Source organism: Xanthomonas axonopodis pv. maculifoliigardeniae (assembly GCF_041519315.1).
GTDB classification, from domain to species: domain Bacteria; phylum Pseudomonadota; class Gammaproteobacteria; order Xanthomonadales; family Xanthomonadaceae; genus Xanthomonas; species Xanthomonas euvesicatoria.
This window is the reverse complement of sequence record NZ_CP167998.1, coordinates 1,496,939-1,520,809: the sequence shown is the minus strand read 5'-3', so window position 1 is coordinate 1,520,809 and position 23,871 is coordinate 1,496,939. Positions and strand designations below refer to the sequence as shown.

The window sequence follows — 23,871 nt, the reverse complement described above, 5'->3', positions numbered from 1 at the left end:
GCTTGATCCTGCTTTGACGAATCCCCAATCCCCAATCCCGGCTCACGACTAATGCGATAATCGCGCGTCCCCCGCATTACGCCCGCCATGACCCGCACCGCACTCGTCACTACTGCCCTGCCCTACGCCAACGGCCCGCTGCATCTTGGCCATCTGGTCGGCTACATCCAGGCCGATATCTGGGTGCGCGCGCGCCGGTTGCGCGGCGACAAGACCTGGTTCGTCTGTGCCGACGACACCCATGGCACGCCGATCATGCTGGCTGCAGAGAAGGCCGGGGTGACCCCGGAAGCCTTCATCGCCAACATCCAGGCCAGCCACGAGCGCGATTTCGCCGCGTTCGGCGTGACCTTCGACCATTACGATTCGACCAATTCGCCGGTCAATCGCGAGCTCACCGAAGCCTTCTACGCCAAGCTGGAGGCCGCCGGCCACATCAGCCGCCGCTCGGTGGCGCAGTTCTACGATACGGCCAAGGGCATGTTCCTGCCGGACCGCTACATCAAGGGCATCTGCCCCAACTGCGGCAGCCCCGACCAGTACGGCGACAACTGCGAAGTGTGCGGCGCCACCTATGCGCCCACCGAGCTGAAGGAACCGAAGTCGGTGATTTCAGGTGCCACCCCGGAACTGCGCGATTCGGAGCATTTCTTCTTCGAAGTGGGCCATTTCGACGGATTCCTGCGTGAGTGGCTGGCTGGCGACGTGGCATTGCCCGGCGTCAAGGCCAAGCTCAAGGAGTGGCTGGATGCCGAGGGCGGCCTGCGCGCCTGGGATATTTCGCGCGATGCGCCGTATTTCGGCTTCCAGATTCCCGGACAGCCTGGCAAGTATTTCTACGTGTGGCTGGATGCGCCGATCGGCTACCTGTGCAGCTTCAAGACGCTGTGCGCGCAGATGGGCGAGGACTTCGCCTCGCATCTGGTGGCCGGCACCCAGACCGAGCTGCATCACTTCATCGGCAAGGACATCGTCAATTTCCACGGCCTGTTCTGGCCGGCGGTGCTGCACGGCACTGGCCACCGCGCGCCGACCCGCCTGCACGTCAATGGCTACCTGACGGTGGACGGTGCCAAGATGTCCAAGTCGCGCGGCACCTTCGTCATGGCGCGGACCTTCCTGGATGTCGGCCTGGAGCCGGAGGCGCTGCGTTACTACTTCGCGGCCAAGTCTTCCGGCGGCGTGGACGACCTGGACCTCAACCTGGGCGATTTCATCGCGCGGGTGAATGCGGACCTGGTCGGCAAGTTCGTCAACCTGGCCAGCCGCTGCGCGGGCTTCATCGGCAAGCGCTTCGACGGCAAGCTGGCTGATGCGCTACCCGATGCCGACCAGTACGACCGCTTCGTCGCCGCGCTGGCGCCGATCCGCGAGGCCTACGAGCGCAACGACGCGGCCAGCGCGATCCGCCAGACCATGGCGCTGGCCGACGAGGCCAACAAGTACATCGACGACACCAAGCCGTGGGTGATCGCCAAGCAGGACGGCGCCGATGCGCAGCTGCAGTCGGTCTGCACGCAGGGCCTGAACCTGTTCCGCATCCTGGTGGCCGCGCTCAAGCCGATCCTGCCGCGCACCTGCGCCGAAGCCGAAGCCTTCCTGTCGGCGCCGATGACCAGTTGGGAAGACGTGGTCCGCCCGCTGACAGCGCACACGATCCAGCCCTACACCGCCCTGTTTACCCGTATCGACCCCAAACTGATCGACGCCATGACCGACGCTTCCAAAGACACGATGGCCGCACCTGCGGCACCGGCTGCAACCACCAAGCCCGCACCGAGCAGGGCCGACGCAAAGCCTGCCGCCGTTGCGAATCCCGAATCCCAAAGCACCAATCCCGGCTTCATCAGCATGGATGACTTTGCCAAGCTCGACCTGCGCATCGGCAAGGTGCTGGTGTGCGAATTCGTGGAAGGCTCGGACAAGTTGCTGCGTTTCGAACTGGACGCCGGTGAATTGGGCAAGCGGCAGATCTTCTCCGGCATTCGCGCCAGCTACGGCGAGCCGGACGCACTGGTCGGCCGCAGCGTGGTGTTCATTGCCAACCTGGCCCCGCGCAAGATGCGTTTTGGCATCAGCGAAGGCATGATCTTGTCGGCCGGCTTCGACGGCGGCGCGCTGGCGCTGCTGGATGCCGACAGCGGCGCACAGCCGGGCATGCCGGTCAGGTAATGGGATTGGAGAGTTGGGAGTTGGGAGTTGGGAATCGGGAATCGTAAAAGCGGAGTCTGCAAGGTCTGCTGATTGCGAGCTTGAGAATCGCCGCACCCGACATCCACACAGCGATTTGCGCTTGAGAGGCTGACAAAACATATTGGAAACACGAACCGATGAGGGATGCGCGAACAGCGCGCTCTCAAGCCCCTCTCCTGCGGGAGAGGGGCTGGGGTGAGGTCGGGGCGAAGCTCTGGTGTGGTTGTCGCTGCACGTGGCTTCGCTCGTACCCTCATCCGCCGCTGCGGGGCACCTTCTCCCCCCATGAAGGAGGACAATGTCCCGGTGGGAGAAGGGACATCCGGCACAGCTTCAACCAACTCCAATCCACCATCCACGCCCCAATGCACCTGGCCCTGTTCGACTTCGACCACACCATCACCACCTGCGACAGCTATGGCCGTTTCCTGCGCAAGGTGGCAACGCCGGCGCAGGTTGCCGCGGCCAGATGGCAGGCGGGGCCATGGGTGCTGGGGTTCCGGATGGGCGTGGTGTCTGCCGCCGCACTGCGCGCGCGGGTGACGCGACTGGTTTTCAGCGGCCGCTCGCTCGATGAGATGGACGCGCATGGCGCCGAGTACGCGCGCACCGCGCTGCCAGGCATGCTGCGCGACGAGATGATGCAACGTATCGACTGGCATCAAGCGCAGGGACATGAAGTGGTGCTGGTGTCGGCATCGCTTGATCTGTATCTGCAACCGTGGTGTACCCAGCATGGGTTGTCGCTGATCTGCAATCGGCTGGAACACGCTGCAGATGTGCTGAGCGGGCGCTATGCCGACGGCGATTGCGGGCCGCACAAGGTCGCGCGGATTTGCAGTCAATACGACTTGCATCGGTACGACTGCGTGCACGCCTATGGCGACAGCCGCGAAGACAAACCGATGCTCGCGCTTGCGCAACAACGCTGGTATCGCGGGCATCTGCTGCACTGAAATGGCCGCGACGTCCGCCCCTGCACCCGATCTGGTCGAACGCCTCGACCGCCTGCTGCCGCAGACCCAATGCGGGCAATGCGGGTATGACGGCTGTCGTCCGTACGCGCAGGCGATGGCAGATGGCCAGGCGACGATCGATCACTGCCCGCCCGGCGGCGATGCCGGGGCACGCGCCTTGGCGCAGGTGCTGGGCGTGCCTGCACGTCCCTACGATCGCAGTCGCGGCGCACACAAACTGCCGCAGGTGGCCTGGATCGTGGAAGCCGACTGCATCGGCTGCACCAAGTGCATCCAGGCCTGCCCGGTGGATGCCATCGTCGGCGGCGCCAAGCACATGCACACGGTGATCGCGCCGTTGTGTACCGGCTGCGAACTGTGTCTGCCGGCCTGCCCGGTGGATTGCATCGAGTTGCATCCGACCGGCTGAGGCTGCGGTCAGCGCGATACCGCGTCCAGTCGATGCCTGCATGCTCATGGATTGGCGCGCAGTCCAGCATGACCGCCTGCTGCGAAAGGCGGATTTCGAACTGCGCGACAGGCAGGCGATGCCCCGATCGATCAGTGGCCTGCCGCATGCAGGTTGGAAGGCAGGCACCAAGAACATCGGCACCGCCGCAAGCGGGTTGGCATTGGTCCGAATCTCCGGATTACAACCGCGTTTGGCTGCGCGCCAGTCGCATGCGCATGCAAACGTGTGCCACCGACATGTCGATGCGCTACGCTGCGGAGCGGTGGCCGCAAGCCACCGCGGACTGCGCGACCTGATCGCGCTGCGCGGGCATGCGCCCACCGTTGGAAACGTTGCACCACGCGCGCGCCCTGGCATATGCCACCACGCCTGCCGTCACTCTCGCTCGCCCAATGGCGGCAAGACCACCGGTTGCCACACGAGGCCGTGCCGCTGCAGCACCGTCGCTAACCACTCCCAAGTCAGCCACGCCAGCGCCCACCACCGCGCCGTCAGGAACGTCCTGACGCAGCCGGCGCATCCGTGCTGCGGCCGCGCCCGTATTGGTAGGCACCCCATCGAGGATCTGCCGATGCGTCCACTTGCCGCCACCCTCGCCGCGCTCACCGTCCGTTGCCGGCCGATTCGGCCGTTGTTGCTGCTGGTACTCGGCAGCCTGCCGCTCGGCGCAGGCGCGGTGACGCGGGTGGACGGCGATGCCTTCGATGGCGACAACGGCGCGTTGCGGTATCGCGAGTCGCACTGGTTGCTCGACGATGGCGGGCGGCTGGTGCTGTACCGCTGCCCGGACGGGCGGGCGTTTGCGCGCAAGCAGGTCGACGGCGGCGGCAGCTCGCCTGATTTCAGCCTGATCGATGGACGCGACGGATATCGCGAAGGCGTGCGCCAACGCGACGGCGTCCGCGAAATGTACCAGCTCGCCCCCGGCAAACCCGAACGCCGCACCACGCTGCCGTCTGGCGGCGGCGCGCGGGTGATCGATGCCGGGTTCGACGCCTACCTGCGCGAGCACTGGGACGCCATTGCGCGTGCGCCGCAACAGGTGGACTTCGTGCTGCCCAGCCTGCAGCGGCAGTTGGGCTTCCGGGTCGAACGCCTGGGCGATGCTGCCGGCCAGCGGCGCTTCCGCATCAGCCTGGATGCCTGGTATGGGGCGGCAGTGCCATCGCTGGAGGTGCGTTATTCGCTCGCCGACAAGCGGCTGCTCGAGTTCCGCGGGGTCGGCAATCTGCGCGATGCGAACGGCCGCTATCCGCGCGTGCGCATCGTCTTTCCGGACACCCCCGCGCGGACGGCCAGTGCCGAGGAATTGCGCGACGCGCGCGAGCAGCCGCTGGCCACCTCGTGCAGCGCCCCATGAACCACGCCCGCGCCATCTTCACGTCCGACCACGCGCGCTTGCGTACAACGGCCCGGGCACCCATTCCCGCTACAGGAGCACCGTCGTGGCAAAAGCCTATCTCTGGATCAATGCAGTGCTCTACGTCGTCCTGGCGGTGTGGTGCACGCTCTCTCCGGCCAAGACCGCAACGGCAGTGGGCTATACCCAGCTCTCGCCGGCCGGGCAATCGGAGTATCTGGTCATCTACGGCGGGTTGCAGCTGGGCATGGCGTTCCTGTTCGGCTACTTCGCCTGGATCGACCAAGCCCGCACCGGCCTGGTGGTCGCCCTGGCGTTCTATGTTCCCATCGTGCTGTTCCGCAGCGTCTCGCTCTCGCGCTTGTGGCCGGTCTCCGCACCCACTGTTGCGCTTGCCGGGGTGGAGATCCTGTTGTTGCTCGCCGCGGTGCTGCTGTGGTTCCAGCGCAAGTGAAAGACACGCTCGGCCCAGTCCGGTAGCATCGCCCCCACCTCACCCAACGCCCGACCGCATGAGTGCCATTCCTGGCCACGACGACGATGAGACCGGACGCCTGCTGACCGCCACCGCGGGCGGCGACCGGCATGCTTTCGAAGCGCTGTATCGGCAGACCTCCGCCAAGCTGTTCGGCGTGTGCCTGCGGATGATCCCGCAACGTGCCGAAGCCGAAGAGGTGCTGCAGGACGTGTTCACGCTGATCTGGCACAAGGCCGGGCAGTTCGACCCGAACCGCGCACGCGGGCTCACGTGGCTGGCGATGATCGCGCGCAACAAGGCCATCGACCATCTGCGCGCCAACGCGCCGCAGCGCCGCAACGTGGCGCTGGACGATGCCGGCGAACTGCGATCCAGCGATGCCTCGCCGCTGGATCGCACCGAGCGCGCCAGCACGCGCCGGCGCATCGATCACTGCCTGGCCGAACTGGAACCGCCACGCAGCGAGTTGATTCGCACGGCGTTCTTCGAAGGCATCACCTACGAAGAACTCGCCGCGCGCACCGATACGCCGATCGGCACGGTCAAGAGCTGGATCCGTCGGGGTCTGGCCAAACTCAAGGCATGTCTGGAACGATGAGTACGCCCTTTCCCATCGACCAGGAACCGCCACGCGACGTGCTGGCTGGCGAATACGTGCTTGGCCTGTTGAGCGCAGAAGAACGCCTGGCGGCCGAACAACGCATTGCCACCGACGGCCAGTTCGCCCAGGCAGTGCTGCAGTGGCAGGAACTGCTGGCGCCGCTGCTGGAGGAAATCGTGGCGCAGACGCCACCGGATCAGGTGTGGGTACGCGTACGCCAGGCGCTGGGCTTCGATACGCCCTTGCGCGCGGTGCCGTCTGCAGCGCCGGTCAGCACGACCGCGCCCGCGGCCCCGTTGTGGAACAACGTGCGGTTCTGGCGCTGGGCCAGCGTCGGCGGCCTGGCCACTGCCGCGGTCTGCGTGCTCGCCCTGCTCAACGTGCGCACGCCGCCGGCACCGGTGCAGCCGCCGTCAACCGGCGAAGTGGTGCAGACCCCGGTCACCCCGCCTGCGACCAATCCGCCTGCCGCGACCGGGATCGCCATGACCTCGACCCTGGCCACCGAAGACGGTCGCCCGGGTTATGTGGCCTTGATGGACGCCGACAAGCACACCATCACGGTGACGCCGCTGGACCGCACCGCCACCGCTGACAAGGTGCCGGAGCTGTGGCTGATCACCCCCGACGGCAAGGCGCATTCGATGGGCACCTTCGACGATCAACGTGCACGCCGTGCGCAGATTCCCGATCAGTTGATGCCCATGTTGAGCAACGAGGCCATTCTGGCCGTCACGCTGGAGCCGCCGGGCGGCGCGCCCGGTGGCGTTGCCACCGGCACCGTGGTGGCCAAGGGCGGCATCAGCACGCTGGCGATGGCTCCCTGATCCAGCGCGCCTAACCTCGCCTGCGGGCACTCGCAGGCGGGGCTCTGCAAAACAGCCTCATCCGCGCCGGACGTCTCTGGCGCGGGCAATGTGTGCGCAGCTGCGCGATTCATTCGCGACGCCAAGCGAACCCCACCCATGCGTGCGACGATCAAGCGGGCTGGTGCATCTGTTTGCCGGCAGCGTCCGTACTGGGTCACGACTACTTATGGAGAATCACGCGTGCCGAGCACTGGCCTGGACCCTCACGCCGCAGCGCCCCAGCCCGCCACCGCACCACCGCGTGGCGGCCTGGCCGCACGCGTCGGCAGTCTGCGTCGCTGGGTGGATTCGCAAGCCGACGAGCCCCTGGACGAAGCGCGTGCCGATCGCATCGACTGGCTACGTGCCGTGCCCTTCATCGCCCTGCACCTGGCCTGCCTGGCGGTGTTCTGGGTCGGTGCATCCTGGTTCGCGGTGGGCATGGCGGTGGCGCTGTACGCGCTGCGCATGTTCGCCCTCACCGGCTTTTATCACCGCTACTTCTCGCACCGCGCGTTCAAGACGTCGCGCGCACTGCAATTCGTCTTTGCCGCCATCGGGGCCACCTGCGTGCAGCGCGGGCCGTTGTGGTGGGCGGCGCATCATCGCAACCACCATCGGCATACCGACACCGGCCGCGATCCGCATTCGCCGGCGCAGCACGGCTTCTGGTGGAGCCATACCGGCTGGTTCCTGACCCCGCGCAATTTCCGCACCGACTGGGAAGTGATCCCCGACCTACGCCGTTTCGCCGAACTGCGCTTTCTGGACCGCTTCGACATCGTAATGCCGGTGCTGCTGGCGCTGGGGCTGTACCTGCTCGGCGACTGGCTGGCAGTGGCTGCGCCCGCGCTGAAGACCAGCGGTGCGCAGTTGCTGGTGTGGGGCTTTGTGATCTCCACCGTGGCGTTGTTCCATGCCACCTTCACCATCAACTCGCTGGCGCATCGTTTCGGCAGCCGGCGCTTCGACACCCGCGACGACAGCCGTAACAACTGGCTGCTGGCGTTGCTCACCTTCGGCGAAGGCTGGCACAACAATCACCATTTCTTTCCCGGCTCGGCGCGTCAGGGATTGCGATGGTGGGAATACGACGCGACCTGGTACGGACTCACCGCGATGTCGTGGGTGGGGCTGGTGTGGGACCTCAAGCCGATGCCGAAGCTGCTCACCCAGCGCGCCGAACGGGTGAAACGATGAGCGAGGGCAGGATTGCCGTGGTCGGCAGCGGAATCGCCGGCCTCGGCGCGGCGTGGCTGTTGTCGCGGCGCTACGAGGTGACCCTTTTCGAGGCAGCCGATTATCTGGGCGGGCATACGCACACGCACGACATCGAGCTGGAGGGGCAGCGTTACGCGGTGGATAGCGGTTTCATCGTGTTCAACCCGCAGCATTACCCGCTGCTCACGCGCATGTTCGCCGAGCTGGACGTGGCCGCGCAGCCGACCACGATGAGCTTTTCGGTCCACGACGCGCGCAGCGGGCTCGAATACAACGCCGGCACCTTGAACGGGTTGTTCTGCCAGCGCCGCAACCTGCTCAGCCCGCGCTTCTGGGGCATGCTGGCCGACCTGCGCCGCTTCTATCGCCAGGCACCGGCGGTGCTGCACAGCGACGAGCGTTTCAGCACGTTGGGCGCGTATCTGCAGCGGCACGGCTATTCGGATGCATTCCGCGACCAGCACCTGGTGCCGATGGCGTCCGCGCTGTGGTCCTCGCCTTCGCAGACCATTCTCGAATTTCCCATGGGCCAGTTGATCGGCTTCATGGCCAATCACCACATGCTGCAACTGAGCGGGCGCCCGCAGTGGCAGGTGGTGCGGGGCGGGTCCAACAGCTATGTGCGTGCGCTGCGGCGGCGCTGGCAGGTGATCGAGCGCCTGTCCACGCCGGTCCAGGCAATCCGCCGCACGCCCAATGGCGTGGTGCTGAAGGCCTCGCGTTGCGAGGAACATTTCGACCACGTGGTGCTGGCCTGCCATGCCGACGATGCGCTGGGTTTGCTCAGCGACGCCACGCCGGCCGAACGCCACATCCTCGGTGGCATCACCTACCAGGACAACGACACCGTGCTGCACACCGATGCCAGCGTGCTGCCGCGCGACCGGCGCGCCTGGGCAGCATGGAACGCGCACGTGCCGGCCGACCCGGATGCCGCCTGCACGGTGAGCTACTGGATGAACGCACTGCAGTCGATCGCGTCACCGCAGCCATTCATCGTCAGCCTCAATCGCAATCACGAGATCGACCCGGGCAAGGTGCTGCGGCGCATGCGCTATCGCCACCCGGTGCAGAACGCCGCAGCAGTGGCAGCACAAGCGCGCAAGGCCGAGATCCAGGGTGTGCAACACACCTGGTTCGCCGGGGCCGCATGGGGCTTCGGTTTCCACGAAGACGGCCTGCGCAGCGGCGTGGACGTCGCGCATGGCCTGGGAGTGCATTGGTGATGCAGTTGCTGCGCGACGCCCACCACGACGCGGTGCCGTTGCCCCCTGCCGAGGGCAGCGGCGCCGGTCGCGTGGAGGCGCCGTTGCGCAGCGCGATCTACACCGGCTGGGTGCGGCACCGGCGCTTCATGCCCAAGGCGCTGTACTTTCGCCATCGCCTGTTCCTGATGTACCTGGATCTGTCCGAGCTGGATCAGGTGTTCGCACGACGCTGGTTGTGGTCGGTGGGGCGCGCCAACCTGGCGCAGTTCCGGCGCAGCGACTATCTGGGCGATGCGCGCATTCCGCTGGACCAGGCCGTGCGCGACTGCGTGCAGACGCACACCGGCGAGCGCCCCGAGGGCGCGATCCGGCTGCTGACCCATCTGCGTTACTTCGGCCACGTGTTCAACCCGGTCAGCTTCTACTATTGCTTCGATCGCCACGACGGCCTGCGCTGGATCGTGGCCGAAATCACCAACACCCCCTGGCAGCAGCGCCACACCTACGTGCTGCCGGTCGCGCAGGCGCGCACGCATCGCGACGTGCATGCGTGGCGCTTCGACAAGCGCTTCCACGTTTCGCCGTTCATGGGCATGCAACACCGCTACGACTGGCGCTTCAGCGTGCCGGATGCGCAGTTGCGCGTGCACATGGATGTGCTGGACGCCGTTGGCGACGATGCTGGCGGTGCCCTCGACAACAGCGGCACGCGCCGCTTCGACGCCACCCTGGTACTGCAACGTCAACCGCTCACCGCGCGCAACCTGGCGCGCACGTTGCTGGCTTATCCGCTGATGACGGTGTGGGTGGTGATTGCCATCCACTGGCAGGCCTTGCGCCTGTGGCTGCGCGGCAACCCCGTCCACGACCACCCTCACCCGCCTGTGCGAGAACCCCGATGAACGCCACGTCCCTGCCCGATCACGCTGCGCCGCGCGCGGCTTCCTGGACGGACCGCCTGCTGCGCAAGCGCCTGCTGGCCACGCTTGGGCAATTGCGCGACGGGCAGCTGCAGCTGCATGAAGCCGGCACCGTCACCACGCTTGGCACGGCCACGGGCGCGCAGGCCTTGCAGATGCAGCTGCGCGTGATCGACCCCGGCTTTTATCGCCAGGCGGCGCTCAACGGCAGTGTCGGTGCAGGCGAGTCGTATATGGACGGGCAGTGGCAGTGCGACGACCTGGTGGCGTTGATGCGGCTGCTGCTGCGCAACCGCGAGCGGCTGGACGCGATGGAGACCGGCACCGCACGTCTGGGCGGCTGGGCCATGCGCAGCCTGCATGCGTTTGCGCGCAATACCCGCAGCGGCAGCCGGCGCAATATCGCCGCGCACTACGACCTGGGCAACCCGCTGTTCAAGCTGTTCCTGGATGAAAACCTGATGTACTCGTCGGCGATCTTTGTCGACGGCGAAGAGGCGCAGGGGGAGGCGGCACTGGAGCGCGCGGCGACCCGCAAGCTCGAACGCATCTGTCAGAAACTGCGCCTGGCGCCGCACCATCATGTGCTGGAGATCGGCACCGGCTGGGGCGGCTTTGCGCTGCACGCCGCACGCGAACACGGCTGCCGCGTCACCACCACCACCATTTCGCGCGAGCAGTTCGAACTGGCCAACCAACGCATCGCCGCGGCAGGCCTGAGCGATCGGGTGACGGTGCTGTTGCACGACTACCGCGACCTGGAAGGCCGCTTCGACCGCGTGGTCTCGATCGAGATGATCGAAGCCATCGGCCACCAGTATCTGGACACCTACTTCGCCAAGGTCGGCAGCCTGCTGGCCGACGATGGCGAAGCGCTGATCCAGGCCATCACCATCGAAGACCACCGCTACAAGCAGGCGCTGCACTCGGTGGACTTCATCAAACGGCATATCTTCCCGGGCAGCTTCATTCCTTCGGTTGCGGCGATGACCGGCGCGATCGCGCGCGCCAGCGATCTGCGCCTGTTCAATCTGGAAGACATCGGCCCGAGCTATGCGCTGACCTTGCGCGCGTGGCGCCAGCGCTTCATGGCGCAGTTGCCGCAGGTGCGTGCGCTGGGCTACGACGAGCGCTTCATCCGCATGTGGGAGTTCTATCTGGCCTATTGCGAGGCCGGCTTTCTGGAACGCTCGATCGGCGATGTGCATTTGTGGCTGAGCAAACCCGCTGCACGCCCGCCGCAGTTCGTGCCTGGCCTCACTGCCGGCGCATGAAGCAGCTCGGCAACTACCTCGGCCTGCAGGTGCTGTGGCTGGTCGCGGTCGGTTCCGCTGCGCATGCGCGCATCTGGCCGACGCTGCTGGCGCTGGCGGTCTTCGCGCTTTACCAGCTGTGGCCTTCGCGACGCGCGCCCGGCGACGTGCAGTTGATGGTGGCGGCCTTGTCGCTGGGATTGCTGCTGGACACCACGCTGGCAGCGGGCAATTGGGTGCGCTACGCCGCGCCGTGGCCGGGCAGCCTGCTGGCGCCGCCGTGGATCCTGGCGTTGTGGCTGGGCTTTGCGCTCACCCTCAACCATTCGCTGGCCACGGCAATGCAGCGGCCGTGGCTGGCGGTGCTGCTGGGCGCGATCTTCGGGCCGTTTTCGTACTGGCTGGCGCAACGCAGCTGGCACGCGGTGGAATTTCAATCGCCTTACCTGCATGCCGTGCTTGCCGTGGGCATCGGCTGGGGCGTGGCCTGCGGCGTGTTGTCGCTATATGCACGCCGGCTGGCGCGACCATTACCCGATGACCCCACTGGAGAACTGCAATGAATGCCTGGCCGCTGCTGCATGTGGGCGTGTTCGCAAGCGTGGTGATGGTGATCGGCTGGCTGTGGCAGCGTCGCAGCGGCAACGCCGGCCCGGTCGATGTGTTGTGGGCGGGCTGCCTGGCGGTGGCTGCGCCGTACTGTGCGTGGATGTCCGAGGGCGCACTGCTGCCGCGCGTGCTGGTGGCGGTGCTCGGGGGCGTGTGGGGCGCGCGTCTGGCGCTGCACCTGGGCGTGCGCGTCTTCGGCGACCCGCATGAAGACGGCCGGTACCGCGCGTTGCGCGAACATTGGAACGGCAGCCAGAGCAAGTTCCTCGGTTTTTTCCTGGCACAGGCCGGGGTGGTGGTGCTGTTCGCGGTGCCGTTCCTGGCCGCGGCGAGCAACCCAAACGCGGAATGGAGCGCATGGACAGCCATCGCGATCGTCGTGTGGTTGATCGCGGTCGGTGGCGAGGCGTTGGCGGACCGGCAGTTGTCGGCGCACAAGGCCAACCCGGCCAATCGCGGCAAGACCTGTCGCGCCGGGCTGTGGCGTTATTCGCGCCACCCCAATTACTTTTTCGAGTTCGTGCACTGGTTCGCGTATCTGGCGCTGGCCGTCGGTGCCGGCCCGTGGCCGGTGGCGCTGTGCGCGCTCGGGCCGGTGGTGATGTTCGTGTTTCTGTATCGCTTCACCGGCATTCCTTACACCGAGCAGCAGGCGCTGCGCTCGCGTGGCGAGGACTATGCCCGGTACCAGCGCAGCACCAGCGCGTTCTTTCCGCTTCCCCCTTCGTCCTGATTTGCCTGGAGAGTTGCATGTCTACCGTTATCGTCCCGCCCTCCGCGCAGCCCGAAGAAGCCTTCGCCACGCGGCTCGCCGAATCCGGTGTGCTGCCCGACGCCGTCTTGCGCCACGGCATCCGTCGCCTGTGCGCGCAGCGCCTGCGCGATGAGCGCGGCAACGATGCCGATGCCAACGGCGAGCGGCAACGCGCCTTCATCGACAGCCTGCGGGCCAGCGCGATCGCGATCGAAACCGATGCGGCCAATCGCCAGCATTACGAATTGCCGCCGCAGTTCTTCACCCTGTGCCTGGGCCGCCGGCTCAAGTACAGCAGCTGCTACTGGGATGCCACCACGCCCAATCTGGATGCCGCCGAAGAACGCATGCTGGCGCTGTACGGCGAGCGCGCCGAACTGGCCGATGGTCAACGCATCCTGGAACTGGGCTGCGGCTGGGGCTCGTTGACCCTATGGATGGCCGAGCGCTATCCGAACGCCAGCATCACGGCGGTGTCCAACTCGCGCCCGCAGCGCGCGCATATCCTGGAGCAGTGCCGCGTGCGCGGGCTGAGCAACGTGCAGGTGATCACTGCCGACGTCAACGCGCTGACCCTGCCACCGGGCGACTTCGATCGCGTGGTGTCAGTGGAAATGTTCGAGCACATGCGCAACTACCGCGACCTGCTCGCACGCGTCGGCAGCTGGCTGGCACCGGGCGGCAAGCTGTTCGTGCACATTTTTTGCCACCGCGATCTGGCCTACCCGTTCGAAGTGGCCGGCGAAGACAACTGGATGGGCCGGCATTTTTTCACCGGCGGGCTGATGCCGGCGGCCGATACCCTGCTGCACTTCCAGCAGGATGTGGTGATCGAACAACGTTGGCTGCTGTCGGGCGAGCATTACGAGAAGACCGCCAACGCCTGGCTGGAAAACCAGGACCGCCACCGCGACCAGATCATGCCGCTGTTGAAGCAGACCTACGGCGACGACGCGCAGCGTTGGTGGCAGCGCTGGCGGATGTTCTGGCTGGCCTGCGCGGAATTGTTCGGCTACGACCACGGCCGCGAGTGGGGCGTGGCGCATTACCGCTTCGTCAAACGTTGATTGCACCGCCGGCAGCCGTTGCGAACATGACTGCCGGCCACCATGCACCGCGCGTGCTTGCGTGCACTGCGATAACCGCGCAGCAGTCACTTGGTTGCGCTGAAGCGCTGCGTGAAATCGCGCGTACCGCTTCAAGCGCCGCACCCAGTGGCGCGATCAACCCGCCGCAGCGGTCACCACGATTTCCACTTTCCACTCCGGCCGCGCCAACTTGGCTTCAACGGTGGCACGGGCAGGCGTGAAGCCGTGCGGCACCCACTCGTCCCAGGCCTTGTTCATGCCATCGAAATCGGCGATGTCGGCGAGGAAGATCTCTGCACGCAGGATCTTGGTCTTGTCGCTGGCCGCCAGCGCCAGCAGCTTGTCGATCTCGCCCAGCACCTGCCGGGTCTGCCCAGTGATGTCCTGGCTGGTGTCCTCGGCAATCTGGCCGGCCAGGTAACACACGCCGGCATGGACGGTCATTTCGGACATACGCGGACCCGCATCGAATCGCTGCAGCATTTCAGGCTTCCTACGGTTGATTGACCCCTGCATTGTCCCGCGAATGCGGCAGACGTGCAGCCCCGTCGCGCTCGCAGCGCGCCAACACGGTGCCCGCGCGCACCATCCAGGCCACGATCAGCACGATGGCGATCTTCTGGCTGATGCCCAGGGGTGCGCTGGTCACGGTGACATGGAACAGCAACACCGCAAACGCTGCCCAGCCCAGCAGGAAGGCCGAAGGAAAGTGTGCACGCCACCGCACATCGGCCCGGAAGTACCACGCCTGCAGCAATACCGCGGCAATCACGCACAGAAACGTCGTATCCGCCGACAACACATGCACCATCGCGGCCGCCTCCGGCGCCAGCTCGGGCATCCAGCTGTCGCCGATCGAGACCATGCACAGCCCCACTGCCGCCATCCAGAACAAGCCCAGCACGGTGCGGCTGCGCGCGGCCGGCGCCAACGCCGCATACAGCCCCAGCGCCAGCCACGCCATGCTGGCGGCCAGCAGGCAGTAGGCGGTGCGCAGCAACAGGCCATACGGACCGTGCAGATAGGCGCTCAGTTGCGCATCCACCCACCAGAGATCGCGGCGCAGCCATTGCAACACCAGCACCAGCCCGATGAAGACCATGCCAGCGGCGGCGGCGATGCGGCCGGCGTAGCCGCTCCAGCGCGGCGGCATGGCCCGCGCGTGCGGCGCAAACGTTGGGGAATCGGGTGGAGTGCGCATCAGCAGCCTGTCTGCCTTCCAACTGTCATGGCGGTCCTGTCGTGTTCGTTCGGCACGCGTGTGCGGCTTTGCCCTATGATGCGCGCGGCCGGCCCGCACGGACACTGTGTCGGTACGATCGAACCACGCGTTCACTGGATGTCGGCACCTTCGCAACCACGCTGCATGCACCCTCAACCCGACCGGCCCATGCATTGCAAACGCGCGCGCGGCACACCTCGTGCATGCACCCTCCTTCCCTTTCAGCAGATCCCGTTGCCCTCATGACGGATACCCCCGCGTCTTCCGAAACGTCCGCCAGCGGTTGGCGTCGCGCCTTGCCGGTCATCATCAGCCTGGCGATCCTGGCGATGGCCCTGCATGCGCTGTCGTCGCAGTTCACCGACCACGGCTACCGCCAGATCCGGCATGCGTTCCGTGCGCTGGGCGCGGGGCAGATCGCACTGACGCTGCTGCTCGGCCTGAGCAGCTACGCGTGCCTGGTGGGCTTCGACTGGGTGGGGCTCAAGCGCACCGGCAAGCAGCTGCATCCGGCACGGGTGGGCATCACCGCCTTCATGGCGCATGCGGTCGGGCAGACATTGGGCTTTGCCGCACTCACCGGCGGCGCCGTGCGACTGCGCGGCTACGGCAGCGTGGGCCTGACCCTGGCCGAGATTGGCCAGGTGGTGCTGATGAGCACCCTGGGCTTCATCTTCGGGGCCTGGGTGCTGCTGGGTCTGGCATTGCTGCTGGAACCGGAAGCGGCCGCGCGCGCGTTGCCGATCACTGCGCAGGCCATCCGCATTGCCGGCATCGCCCTGCTGGTCGGCTACAGCACCATGCTGGCGCTGGTCGGCAAACAGGGCCGCGAGTTCGGCATCCGCACCCACCGGTTCTGGTTACCGGACCGCACCACGGTGCTGGGCGTCACCGCACTGAGCGTGGTGGAACTGGGCCTGGCCGCGGCCGCGTTCTACGTGCTGCTGCCGCCGGACCCCGGTACCGGCTACTTCGGCTTCATCGGCATCTGGCTGGTGGCCGTGGTGGCCGGGCTGATCTCCACCGTGCCGGCCGGCCTGGGCGTGTTCGAGTGGAGCCTGCTCAAACTGCTGCCGCACGTGACTCCCGCCGCGGTCCTGGCCGCGGCGCTGGCCTACCGCGTCACGTACTACATCGTGCCACTGCTGATCTCGGTGGCCATGGCGGCCGCCTCCGGGCTGCGCGCGCCGGTACGCGTCGGCGCCAGCACCGCGCGCACCGTGTGGAAGACCCTGCGCCCGTGGCTGCCGCAGATTCTGGCGTTGGCGGTGTTTGCAGTGGGTGCCGCGCTGGTGATCGACGGCACCCTGCCGACACCGCGCGCGCGCCAGGAAGTGGCGCCGCTGCCGCTGATCGAAACCTCGCATCTGCTGGTCAGCCTGGGCGGCATGATGCTGCTGCTGATCGGCCAGGGCCTGCAGCGCCGCAGCCATGCGGCCTGGGTGCTGGCGCTGGGCGTGTGCTTGCTGCTGCCGCCGTTGGCGCTGCTGCGCGGCAGCCATATCTCGGTGTCGTTGTCGGCGGCGCTGGCAGCGGTTGCGCTGTGGGCGGCGCGACGCGAGTTCTATCGCCAGGGCGCGCTGCTGGACGAAGCCTGGTCGTGGCGCTGGCTGAGCAACCTGGGCCTGGTGCTGGTGGCCACGTTCTGGCTGCTGTTCTTCGTCTACAGCCATGTCGAATACAGCAACGATCTGTGGTGGCAGTTCGCCACCTCGGCCAATGCGCCGCGTGCATTGCGCGCCGCGCTGATCCTGTGCGTGGGCGTGATCGTGTTCGGCATGGCGCGCCTGCTGCGTGGTGGGCGCAGGCCGATGCCGGCGGCCGATGCGCAGACGCTGCAGACGCTGGCACCGATCCTGGCCACCAGCACCGATACCCAGGCCTGCCTGGCGCTGACCGGCGACAAGGCGTTTTTGTTGGATGAGCAGCGCCGTGGCTTTGTGATGATGCAGCGCTATGGGGGTTCGTTGATTTCCATGGGCGACCCGGTCGGTCCGCCGGAGGTGGCGTGCGCGCTGATCTGGCGCTTCCGTGAAGAGGCCGACCACATGGGCCTGCGCCCGGTGTTCTACCAGGTCGGCGAACGGTACTGGCAGACCTATCTCGACATGGGCCTGACCCTGGTCAAGCTGGGCGAAGAGGCGATCGTGCCGCTGGAGGGTTTCACCCTGGAAGGCCGCGACCGTGCCGACCTGCGCCAGGCCTGGAACCGCGGCAAGCGCGGCGGCCTGAGCTTCCGCATGCTGCCGCCCGAACAGGTGGAGGAGGTATTGCCGCGCCTGGCCGAGGTGTCGGAACAATGGCTGGAAGAAAAATCCGGCGAAGAGAAAGGCTTTTCGCTGGGCAGCTTCGATCCGGATTACCTGCGTCGCTTCCCGGTGGCGGTGGCCGAGGTCGAAGGCCAGATCGTGGCATTTGCCAACGTGTGGTGGGCACCGGCCGGCGGCGAACTGTCGGTGGACCTGATGCGGCACAGCGCGCAGGCACCGAAGGGCACTATGGACTTCCTGTTCATCGAGTTGTTCCTGTGGGGCCAGGCCAACGGCTACACGCGGTTCTCGCTGGGCATGGCACCGTTGTCGGGCCTGGCCGAACATCGCCTGGCCGGGCGCTGGAACCGCTTCGCCAGCCTGGTCGCGCGGCACGGCGAGCGTTTCTACGGATTCAGCGGCCTACGCCGCTTCAAGTCGAAGTTCGCCCCGACCTGGCGTCCACGCTATCTGGTCGCCCCCGGCGGCATGCATCTGCCGGCCGCCTTGCTGGATGTCACCCGCCTGATCTCGGCCGATCCTGGGCGGCAGGAGTAAGCCCGCGCGCGACGCTGGCGCCGAACATGCAGGTCCGGCCGCCTTTGCTGGCGCCCACCGGAGCGGATTGACAACGCAGGAGCACGCCGTTTCCGGCAATCCTGGTGTGCGGAGCAGCGGTCGCAGACCGTGAAAGCGCGGTGCCACCTCCGCGGGCCAGCGCATGTGGGGCGGCATGGATGCCGCCATCGAGCTTCCAGGACGGGTTTACAGCGTGTCGCGATTCCGGACCCGGCACCGCGCCGCCGACCAGGACACGGTCGGCGCACTCAGATCAAACACTGTCCGGCCTTACGGCTTCGACAGCGTGTGCAACTGGTCCATGATCGTCTTGGCCAGGGTCGTGTAATCGCCCTTGAAATGGTGATCGCCTGGCAGTGCGACCCGCTTGGCCACGTTTGCGGGCAGGTTCGGGCAAAGCGCATCGTCGTCGTCCTGGCCGTAGATGCACACCGTCGTGCCGGCCGGCAGACGCTGTACTTCCGGCGCGATCGGCAGGCCCTCGTCGTCCGAGCCCAGCCAGTTGCTGACGTGGAACTCGTAGTCGGCCAGCTTGCCGACCGACAGCAGCGCCGTCATACGCAGGTTCTGCTTGGTCGCAGCGGGCAGTTTATTGATGGCCGCCGGCAGCACGTCGGCGCCCTGCGAAAAGCCGATCAGTACCACGCGCTGGCGATCCCAGCGCTGCGCATAGATGCGGGCAATGCGATCCAGGTCGTCGGCAAAGCCTTGCGGGGTGCGCTCGGTCCAGAAGTAACGCAGCGAATCCAGGCCGACCACCGGAATGCCTTGCGCGGCGAGTGCATCGGCTACCTCTTCGTCCAGGCCTGCCCAACCGCCATCGCCGGACACGAAGATCACGAAGGTGTCGTCGTCGCTGTCGCCATCGGGCTTGGCCGGCAGTTCCACCACCGGCAGATCCGCCAGACCGCCCGGCGGCGGCGGCAACGCCACGCCCTTCTGTTCGCCCAGCGAACGCACCGCGGCGCGCAGGCCGGGCAGGATGTCGCCTTTGGCAGAGCGCCGGAAGGTTCGCGCCTGCGGCACCTGCTTGAGGAAACCCTCTTCGGCAACCGCCGGGCAGCGTTTGTCCTGGCTGGCGGCAAGCACCCAGGGAATCTGCAACGGCACCGGCAACAGCGTGTTGGTCCCCGGGCGTACACCCGGCTGGCAGATTGCCTGGTTGGACACGGTGGCCGGGCAGAGCCCGTCGGTGAGCACGCCGGCCAGGACGTGCGGCTTGGCCTGAGCCGCGATCGCGTAGGCCAACGCGGCGCCCTCGCCATCGCCCACCAGCAGCGGCAGACGATAGGTGGGGATGTGATAGAAGGCCTGCACGTAACGCGAGAAATTTTCCACGTCGCCGACCGAGAACGTGCAGGTGCCGCCAGCCTTGCGCAGCACTGCGTACAGGTGCGCGGTGTCCACCACCGCCACCATCGCACCGTCGGCGCGCAGGCTTTCTGCCTGGGCCTGGCGCTTGGCGGCATCGCCCGCACCGGCCAGCCAGATCACCACCCGTTGCGGCTCGCCCTTGGGCATCAGCACCGGCACCTGCTCGAAACGGCCGTGGCTGACCGGTTCCGGCGCCTGCGCGGCGGCCATGCCCGACAGCGTCAACATCGCCGCGCCGCAGAGCGCGCTCCACATTTCAAGTCGTCGCATGTCGCACCATCGGGAAAAGTGGTTCAAAGATAATCGTTCCGGACTGCAGCGCGAAGCGCAGGACCTGGCTCATTGCGCCTCGGGGCGGCTGACCGCCGGCTGGCGCGCTTCCCACGCTGCCAGGGCCTGGCGGTAACGCGTCAGCTCCTCGGCATACAGATCGTGCACGCACAGCGGGCAGCCGCTCTCACAGCATTCGTTGGGCGCAGGCGGCTGCGGGGCGATCGGGCGTGGGTCTGGGCGGGAAGCAGCGCTGTCGTGCATGCGGCCATTGTAGCGTGCGCATCGGACTCAGCCGGACATGCAGCCGGCTGGGGCGTAGGCTCAGCGCCCCAGCCGCCGGCGCAGATTGGCGCGCGCCGCGGTGTCGTAATGGGTATGGAAGTAGTCGCTCAGGAAGATGCGCGGCTGCTTGAGCACACCGGCCAGGAACCGGCGGCGATTGACCCGGAACAGCACGCTGGGCACGTGCCCGCGATACTCCTCGGCGATGGCCTGATCGTAGGCATCGAACACCGCTGCGGGCGCGGCCAGGATCGCCATGTCGCAGTCCAGGAACAGCGCGGCGTCTTCATCCACGTCCTGCGGCAGCACGTGCCCGTGCCGAGCCGTGAGCAGGATCAGCGCCTGCACCCGCTCGACATCCACCCGCGCCTGCGGCCACCAGCGCGGGATGGCTTCGGCCGCCATCAGTGCCGATTGCGCCTCGTTGTCACGGCGTCCGGGCTGATACACCGCATCATGGAACAGCACCGCCAGCCAGACTTCTGTCGGCTGGCGCCAGCCCGGCCCGGCCGCGACCTCGGCGTAGTGCTGCAGCACCGCGCGAACGTGGCCGAAGTGGTGGTAAGCGCGCGGCGGGGCGGCATAGGCCTGTTCGAGCGCGGCCAGGTGGTCGGCGTGCAATGGCAGTGGCGTGGCGATGTCCATGTCCGCAGGCTACCGCGTACGCGCGGCCATGCACATCAGCGCAGCGACCAGCGGCCTTCGATCTGGTAGCGCGACTGGCCAAGAAAGCTGCGCACCAGCGCGAAGTCGCGCACGGTCCAGGCAAGCGCATCGCAGCGCCGCTGCGGCACCGCCTGATTGCAGTACAGCAGCGTCATGTGCGGCGTGTATTGCGCATCGCCGGCAATGCCCACATGCGCCAGCTGCTTTCCCAATGCGCCCTGCAGCTCGTAAAGCCCACGCACCTGCTCTTCGCCACGCAGCACGCAGGGAAGTTGCGAGCGCCTACCGCCGAAGGTGCCGACGCGATCGAACTCCACCTCGAACGCGTCCATTTGCACGCGCGTCGCGGCCTGGCTGGCGCGGCTCACCAACGATGGCGGCAGACCACCGGCGTAATCGCCCAGATGATGCAGGGTCACATGCAGCCGTTCGCGCGCAAGCGCCTTGCCTTGGGCGTGCCCGCCTTGCAACAGGCGGTCGGCAATGCGCGCTGCATGCTCGGCAGTGGACGTATCGGCCATCACCGCGAAAAACAGACGTTCGGTGGTCTTCTCTTCTCCAAGCCCGAGCGACAGCTGTGCCTCGGCCGATGACAGATACAGGAACTGTTGCTTCATGGATGGATGCCACGACCGCGCAACGCGGGCCTGCCTGAAGAAGGGCGGCGGATACTAGCAGACCCGACGCGTGCCGGACATGCCGGCATGCATGGCGTGGATGTGGAACCTCGTGCATTGCGTGGAACTGCGATTGCGGCCTTGCGCCATGCATGCGCGCCTGCGGCGACACACAAAGAAACGGGCAGCATGCGCTGCCCGTTTCCGCCTTTATCGTCTTACTCCGGAGCTGCATCGGATCGGTGACGATGCACTCGGTTCAACGCGCAGCTTATGCGGCGCTCTTCATCGCATGCTTGCGGTTGCGCATGACGTCATGGCAAGCGCGTACCTCAGGCAGCAGGCGCAGCGCGGCTTCGCGTGCAGCGGCCGGGGTGTCCTGGTCGGCGATGGTCTCGTCGAACGCCTTCAACAGACGGTCTTCGGACTCTTCCAACTCGGCCACATAGCCGTACTTGGTGTCGCCCAGGGTTGCGCGAACCTTGCCGTAGAACTGCTGCATGCTGCCCACCATGGTGCCGTGCTGTTCCGGCGTGCCACCGGCGGCGGCGACCACACTGCTCAGGCTGCTGACGATGTCGGTCTTGACGCCGGCGATGCGGCGGAACAGCGTCGCGAGCTCCGCGTCGCCCACCTTGGCCGCGGCTTCTTCGTAGAAGTCCTTGCCGTCGCGCGAGATGGCGATGAGGTCGTTGAGGCTATGCTCAGTTTTGCTCTGAATGCTCATGTGTGGCTCCTTGTTTGGATGGACCGACGCCGCGCGGTGCGATGACTGCGCGTGCGGCGGGTTGAGTCAATCGATGGGTTGATTGCAGTGCCGTCGCGTTGTGTACGGCCTCATCCTCGCGTCGCCCGCATAATCGATATGTGAGCGATGTGGGCATCGTCCTCACGCCATCATGCAGGCGATGAATTGCAATTCATCCATGCCAACAGCGGATCAAGATCACTTCGGCTGGCGACTGGCCCACATGTTGTCGACCAGATTCGGATACGGCCGCCCCGCCTCTTCGGCGCGCTGCTTGGCGGCTGCTTTTTGCGCATCGGTCAACGGTGTCGACTTCGCCTTGCCCTTGGGATTGGAGCGCTTCCACGGCGGTGGAGTGAACTCGTTCATGGCACTGTTCGGTCCGCTTGATGGAACGCGAAGTCTCGCCGGCGCCCCGTGAGATGGCTGTCGTGATGGCACATGGGCCGTGCGAATCGCTGCATGGCGGCGCAAGCTGCCACCGGAGCGAAACGGCGCCGCGGGCGCTTGACGCATTGCGGCACCGGCAACTCAGCAATTCGTCAGCACTGCACGTTGCTGATGGCGTTCCTGCCACACCGCCGCTGCATAGACCAGCAACCCGCCGAGCGCGGTGGCCGCGCCGACGTAGCCGGTGGAGGTCCAACCCCAGCCTGCCGTGATCGCCATGCCACCCAGCCATGGACCCAATGCATTGGCCGTATTGAACGCTGCATGGTTGGACGCTGCGGCCAGGGTCTGCGCTTCTGCCGCCACGTCCATCAAGCGCGTCTGCAAGGCCGGCGCCAACGCCCCCATGGTGCCGACCGCCACGATCGAGACGAACACCCACACGCCTGACTGCGCTGCCAGCGGAAACGTCAACATCACCACCACCGACCACAGCAGCAACACCGGTACGGCGCGGAACTGCATGCGATCGAACAACCAACCGCCCAGGATGCTTCCCAGCACCCCGCCCACGCCGAACGCCACCATCGCCAACGGGATGCGCGCTGCGGTTACGCCGGTCACCGCAGTCAAGGTCGGCGCAAGGTAACTGAAGACGCAGAACATGCCGGAAAAACCCACCGCCCCGATCGCCAATGCCAGCCACACCTGCGGCTGATTGAACGCGCGCAATTCGCGCAGCGGCTGCTGGCGCGGCTCCTCCGGCTGCGGCGGCAACAGGACCGCCACGGCGGCGACCGTGCCCAGCGCAATCACCGACACCGACGCATAGGCCCAGCGCCAGCTCACGATTTGCCCCAGCCAGGTTGCCAGCGGGTTGCCCACCAGCAGCGCAACACTCAGACCCAACAACACGCGCCCCACTGCAGTGGCACGTTGATTGGGCGGGCTGATCGATGCGGCCACCAGCGACGCAACGCCGAAGTAGGCGCCATGCGGCAGTCCGGCGATAAAGCGGCACAGCAGCATGGCGTGGTAGCTCGGTGCCAATGCGCTGGCCACGTTGCCCAGCGCATAGAAGACCATCAACAGCAGCAACAAGGTGCGCCGTGGCCAGCGCGCGCCCAGGATCGCCAGCAAGGGCGCACCCACCACCACGCCCAACGCATACGCGCTGATGACGTGACCGACCTGCGGCTCGGTGATCTGCAAGCCCTGCGCAATCTGCGTCATCAGGCCCATGGTGGAGAATTCGCTGATGCCGATCGCAAAGCCGCCCATCGCCAGCGCAAGCAGGATCAGCACGTAATCGCGCCGGGACACGCGTGGCGAAGAAAGGTCGGTATCGGTCATGCCCGACTCCAGAGTGGCGGGGCGGCCTATTATTGTGCAATGCAGCACGGCAGGAAAGTGCGACACCAGGGGCGGTTCAGCGCCAGCGCCCACTCCATCACAGTTGCCACGCTTTCGACGCGACAGGGACGCTGTGTCCTATCTGCATCGCTCGAAT

Annotated in this window: 24 protein-coding genes; 15 read left to right on the top strand and 9 right to left on the bottom strand. The window is 66.6% G+C overall.

Features of this window, described 5'->3' with window-relative positions:
* Positions 1–87: 87 nt before the first annotated feature.
* The 14 genes from metG to ACDH77_RS06625 all read left to right on the top strand — a co-directional run bounded on the left by metG (position 88) and on the right by ACDH77_RS06625 (position 13,940).
* On the top strand, positions 88–2,172 hold the full coding sequence (gene metG / locus ACDH77_RS06690) for a methionine--tRNA ligase (RefSeq protein WP_014089726.1): 2,085 nt from the start codon (positions 88–90) through the stop codon (positions 2,170–2,172).
* A gap of 386 nt (positions 2,173–2,558) precedes the next feature.
* Positions 2,559–3,149: an HAD family hydrolase gene (locus ACDH77_RS06685; RefSeq protein WP_031421821.1), complete on the top strand. Its 591-nt coding sequence runs from the start codon at positions 2,559–2,561 to the stop codon at positions 3,147–3,149.
* 1 nt (position 3,150) lies between these two features.
* Complete coding sequence (gene rnfB / locus ACDH77_RS06680) at positions 3,151–3,579, top strand: Rnf electron transport complex subunit RnfB (protein ID WP_008578248.1); 429 nt, start codon at positions 3,151–3,153, stop codon at positions 3,577–3,579.
* A 613-nt stretch (positions 3,580–4,192) separates the two neighbouring features.
* Positions 4,193–4,981 carry a hypothetical protein gene (locus ACDH77_RS06675; protein WP_031425292.1) on the top strand — a complete coding sequence of 263 codons (789 nt, stop codon included), beginning with the start codon at positions 4,193–4,195 and terminating at the stop codon, positions 4,979–4,981.
* An 85-nt stretch (positions 4,982–5,066) separates the two neighbouring features.
* A complete protein-coding gene (locus ACDH77_RS06670) occupies positions 5,067–5,435 on the top strand; it encodes a hypothetical protein (RefSeq protein ID WP_008578245.1) in 369 nt (122 codons plus the stop codon).
* 58 nt (positions 5,436–5,493) lie between these two features.
* Entirely contained in the window at positions 5,494–6,057 is a 564-nt protein-coding gene (locus ACDH77_RS06665) for a sigma-70 family RNA polymerase sigma factor (RefSeq protein ID WP_008578244.1), read from the top strand.
* The gene (locus tag ACDH77_RS06660) at positions 6,054–6,887 is read left to right on the top strand and encodes an anti-sigma factor domain-containing protein (protein ID WP_008578243.1); all 834 of its coding nucleotides are present in this window, start codon (positions 6,054–6,056) and stop codon (positions 6,885–6,887) included. Before ACDH77_RS06665 ends, ACDH77_RS06660 begins: the two co-directional genes overlap by 4 nt.
* 222 nt (positions 6,888–7,109) lie before the next feature.
* The gene (locus ACDH77_RS06655) at positions 7,110–8,108 is read left to right on the top strand and encodes an acyl-CoA desaturase (RefSeq protein ID WP_008578242.1); all 999 of its coding nucleotides are present in this window, start codon (positions 7,110–7,112) and stop codon (positions 8,106–8,108) included.
* Positions 8,105–9,355 (top strand): NAD(P)/FAD-dependent oxidoreductase, encoded by a 1,251-nt coding sequence (locus ACDH77_RS06650; protein WP_008578241.1) that lies wholly within the window; start codon positions 8,105–8,107, stop codon positions 9,353–9,355. Before ACDH77_RS06655 ends, ACDH77_RS06650 begins: the two co-directional genes overlap by 4 nt.
* A complete protein-coding gene (locus ACDH77_RS06645; RefSeq protein WP_031421817.1) occupies positions 9,355–10,239 on the top strand; it encodes a DUF1365 domain-containing protein in 885 nt (294 codons plus the stop codon). The genes ACDH77_RS06650 and ACDH77_RS06645 overlap by 1 nt, the downstream gene beginning before the upstream one ends.
* Positions 10,236–11,531: an SAM-dependent methyltransferase gene (locus ACDH77_RS06640; protein WP_008578239.1), complete on the top strand. Its 1,296-nt coding sequence runs from the start codon at positions 10,236–10,238 to the stop codon at positions 11,529–11,531. Before ACDH77_RS06645 ends, ACDH77_RS06640 begins: the two co-directional genes overlap by 4 nt.
* On the top strand, positions 11,528–12,073 hold the full coding sequence (locus ACDH77_RS06635) for a DUF2878 domain-containing protein (RefSeq protein ID WP_008578238.1): 546 nt from the start codon (positions 11,528–11,530) through the stop codon (positions 12,071–12,073). Before ACDH77_RS06640 ends, ACDH77_RS06635 begins: the two co-directional genes overlap by 4 nt.
* Positions 12,070–12,852, top strand: a complete 783-nt coding sequence (locus tag ACDH77_RS06630; RefSeq protein ID WP_014089721.1) for a DUF1295 domain-containing protein — start codon at positions 12,070–12,072, stop codon at positions 12,850–12,852. Before ACDH77_RS06635 ends, ACDH77_RS06630 begins: the two co-directional genes overlap by 4 nt.
* Positions 12,853–12,869: 17 nt before the next feature.
* The gene (locus ACDH77_RS06625) at positions 12,870–13,940 is read left to right on the top strand and encodes a cyclopropane-fatty-acyl-phospholipid synthase family protein (protein ID WP_029819003.1); all 1,071 of its coding nucleotides are present in this window, start codon (positions 12,870–12,872) and stop codon (positions 13,938–13,940) included.
* A gap of 156 nt (positions 13,941–14,096) precedes the next feature.
* On the opposite strand, the gene ACDH77_RS06620 is transcribed toward ACDH77_RS06625, so the two are convergent.
* Together ACDH77_RS06620 and ACDH77_RS06615 are read right to left on the bottom strand one after the other, a co-directional pair.
* Complete coding sequence (locus tag ACDH77_RS06620) at positions 14,097–14,444, bottom strand: RidA family protein (RefSeq protein WP_008578235.1); 348 nt, start codon at positions 14,442–14,444, stop codon at positions 14,097–14,099.
* A gap of 10 nt (positions 14,445–14,454) precedes the next feature.
* The gene (locus tag ACDH77_RS06615; protein WP_338338722.1) at positions 14,455–15,333 is read right to left on the bottom strand and encodes a DUF998 domain-containing protein; all 879 of its coding nucleotides are present in this window, start codon (positions 15,331–15,333) and stop codon (positions 14,455–14,457) included.
* Positions 15,334–15,425: 92 nt separating this feature from the next.
* Here ACDH77_RS06615 and mprF point away from each other — a divergent pair, with 92 nt between their 5' ends.
* Positions 15,426–17,990 (top strand): bifunctional lysylphosphatidylglycerol flippase/synthetase MprF, encoded by a 2,565-nt coding sequence (gene mprF, locus ACDH77_RS06610; RefSeq protein ID WP_372353774.1) that lies wholly within the window; start codon positions 15,426–15,428, stop codon positions 17,988–17,990.
* Between the two features lie 291 nt (positions 17,991–18,281).
* On the opposite strand, the gene ACDH77_RS06605 is transcribed toward mprF, so the two are convergent.
* The 7 genes from ACDH77_RS06605 to ACDH77_RS06575 form a co-directional block, all read right to left on the bottom strand.
* The gene (locus ACDH77_RS06605) at positions 18,282–19,655 is read right to left on the bottom strand and encodes a virulence factor (protein WP_218534242.1); all 1,374 of its coding nucleotides are present in this window, start codon (positions 19,653–19,655) and stop codon (positions 18,282–18,284) included.
* A 69-nt stretch (positions 19,656–19,724) separates the two neighbouring features.
* Complete coding sequence (locus ACDH77_RS06600; protein ID WP_008578230.1) at positions 19,725–19,919, bottom strand: oxidoreductase-like domain-containing protein; 195 nt, start codon at positions 19,917–19,919, stop codon at positions 19,725–19,727.
* A 60-nt stretch (positions 19,920–19,979) separates the two neighbouring features.
* A complete protein-coding gene (locus ACDH77_RS06595; RefSeq protein ID WP_338338679.1) occupies positions 19,980–20,585 on the bottom strand; it encodes a hypothetical protein in 606 nt (201 codons plus the stop codon).
* A 35-nt stretch (positions 20,586–20,620) separates the two neighbouring features.
* Complete coding sequence (gene thpR / locus ACDH77_RS06590; RefSeq protein WP_136732507.1) at positions 20,621–21,223, bottom strand: RNA 2',3'-cyclic phosphodiesterase; 603 nt, start codon at positions 21,221–21,223, stop codon at positions 20,621–20,623.
* 271 nt (positions 21,224–21,494) lie between these two features.
* The gene (locus tag ACDH77_RS06585) at positions 21,495–21,950 is read right to left on the bottom strand and encodes a PA2169 family four-helix-bundle protein (protein WP_014089716.1); all 456 of its coding nucleotides are present in this window, start codon (positions 21,948–21,950) and stop codon (positions 21,495–21,497) included.
* Between the two features lie 219 nt (positions 21,951–22,169).
* The gene (locus ACDH77_RS06580) at positions 22,170–22,340 is read right to left on the bottom strand and encodes a hypothetical protein (protein ID WP_014089715.1); all 171 of its coding nucleotides are present in this window, start codon (positions 22,338–22,340) and stop codon (positions 22,170–22,172) included.
* Positions 22,341–22,502: 162 nt separating this feature from the next.
* The gene (locus tag ACDH77_RS06575; RefSeq protein ID WP_031421810.1) at positions 22,503–23,714 is read right to left on the bottom strand and encodes an MFS transporter; all 1,212 of its coding nucleotides are present in this window, start codon (positions 23,712–23,714) and stop codon (positions 22,503–22,505) included.
* Positions 23,715–23,871 lie beyond the last annotated feature (157 nt).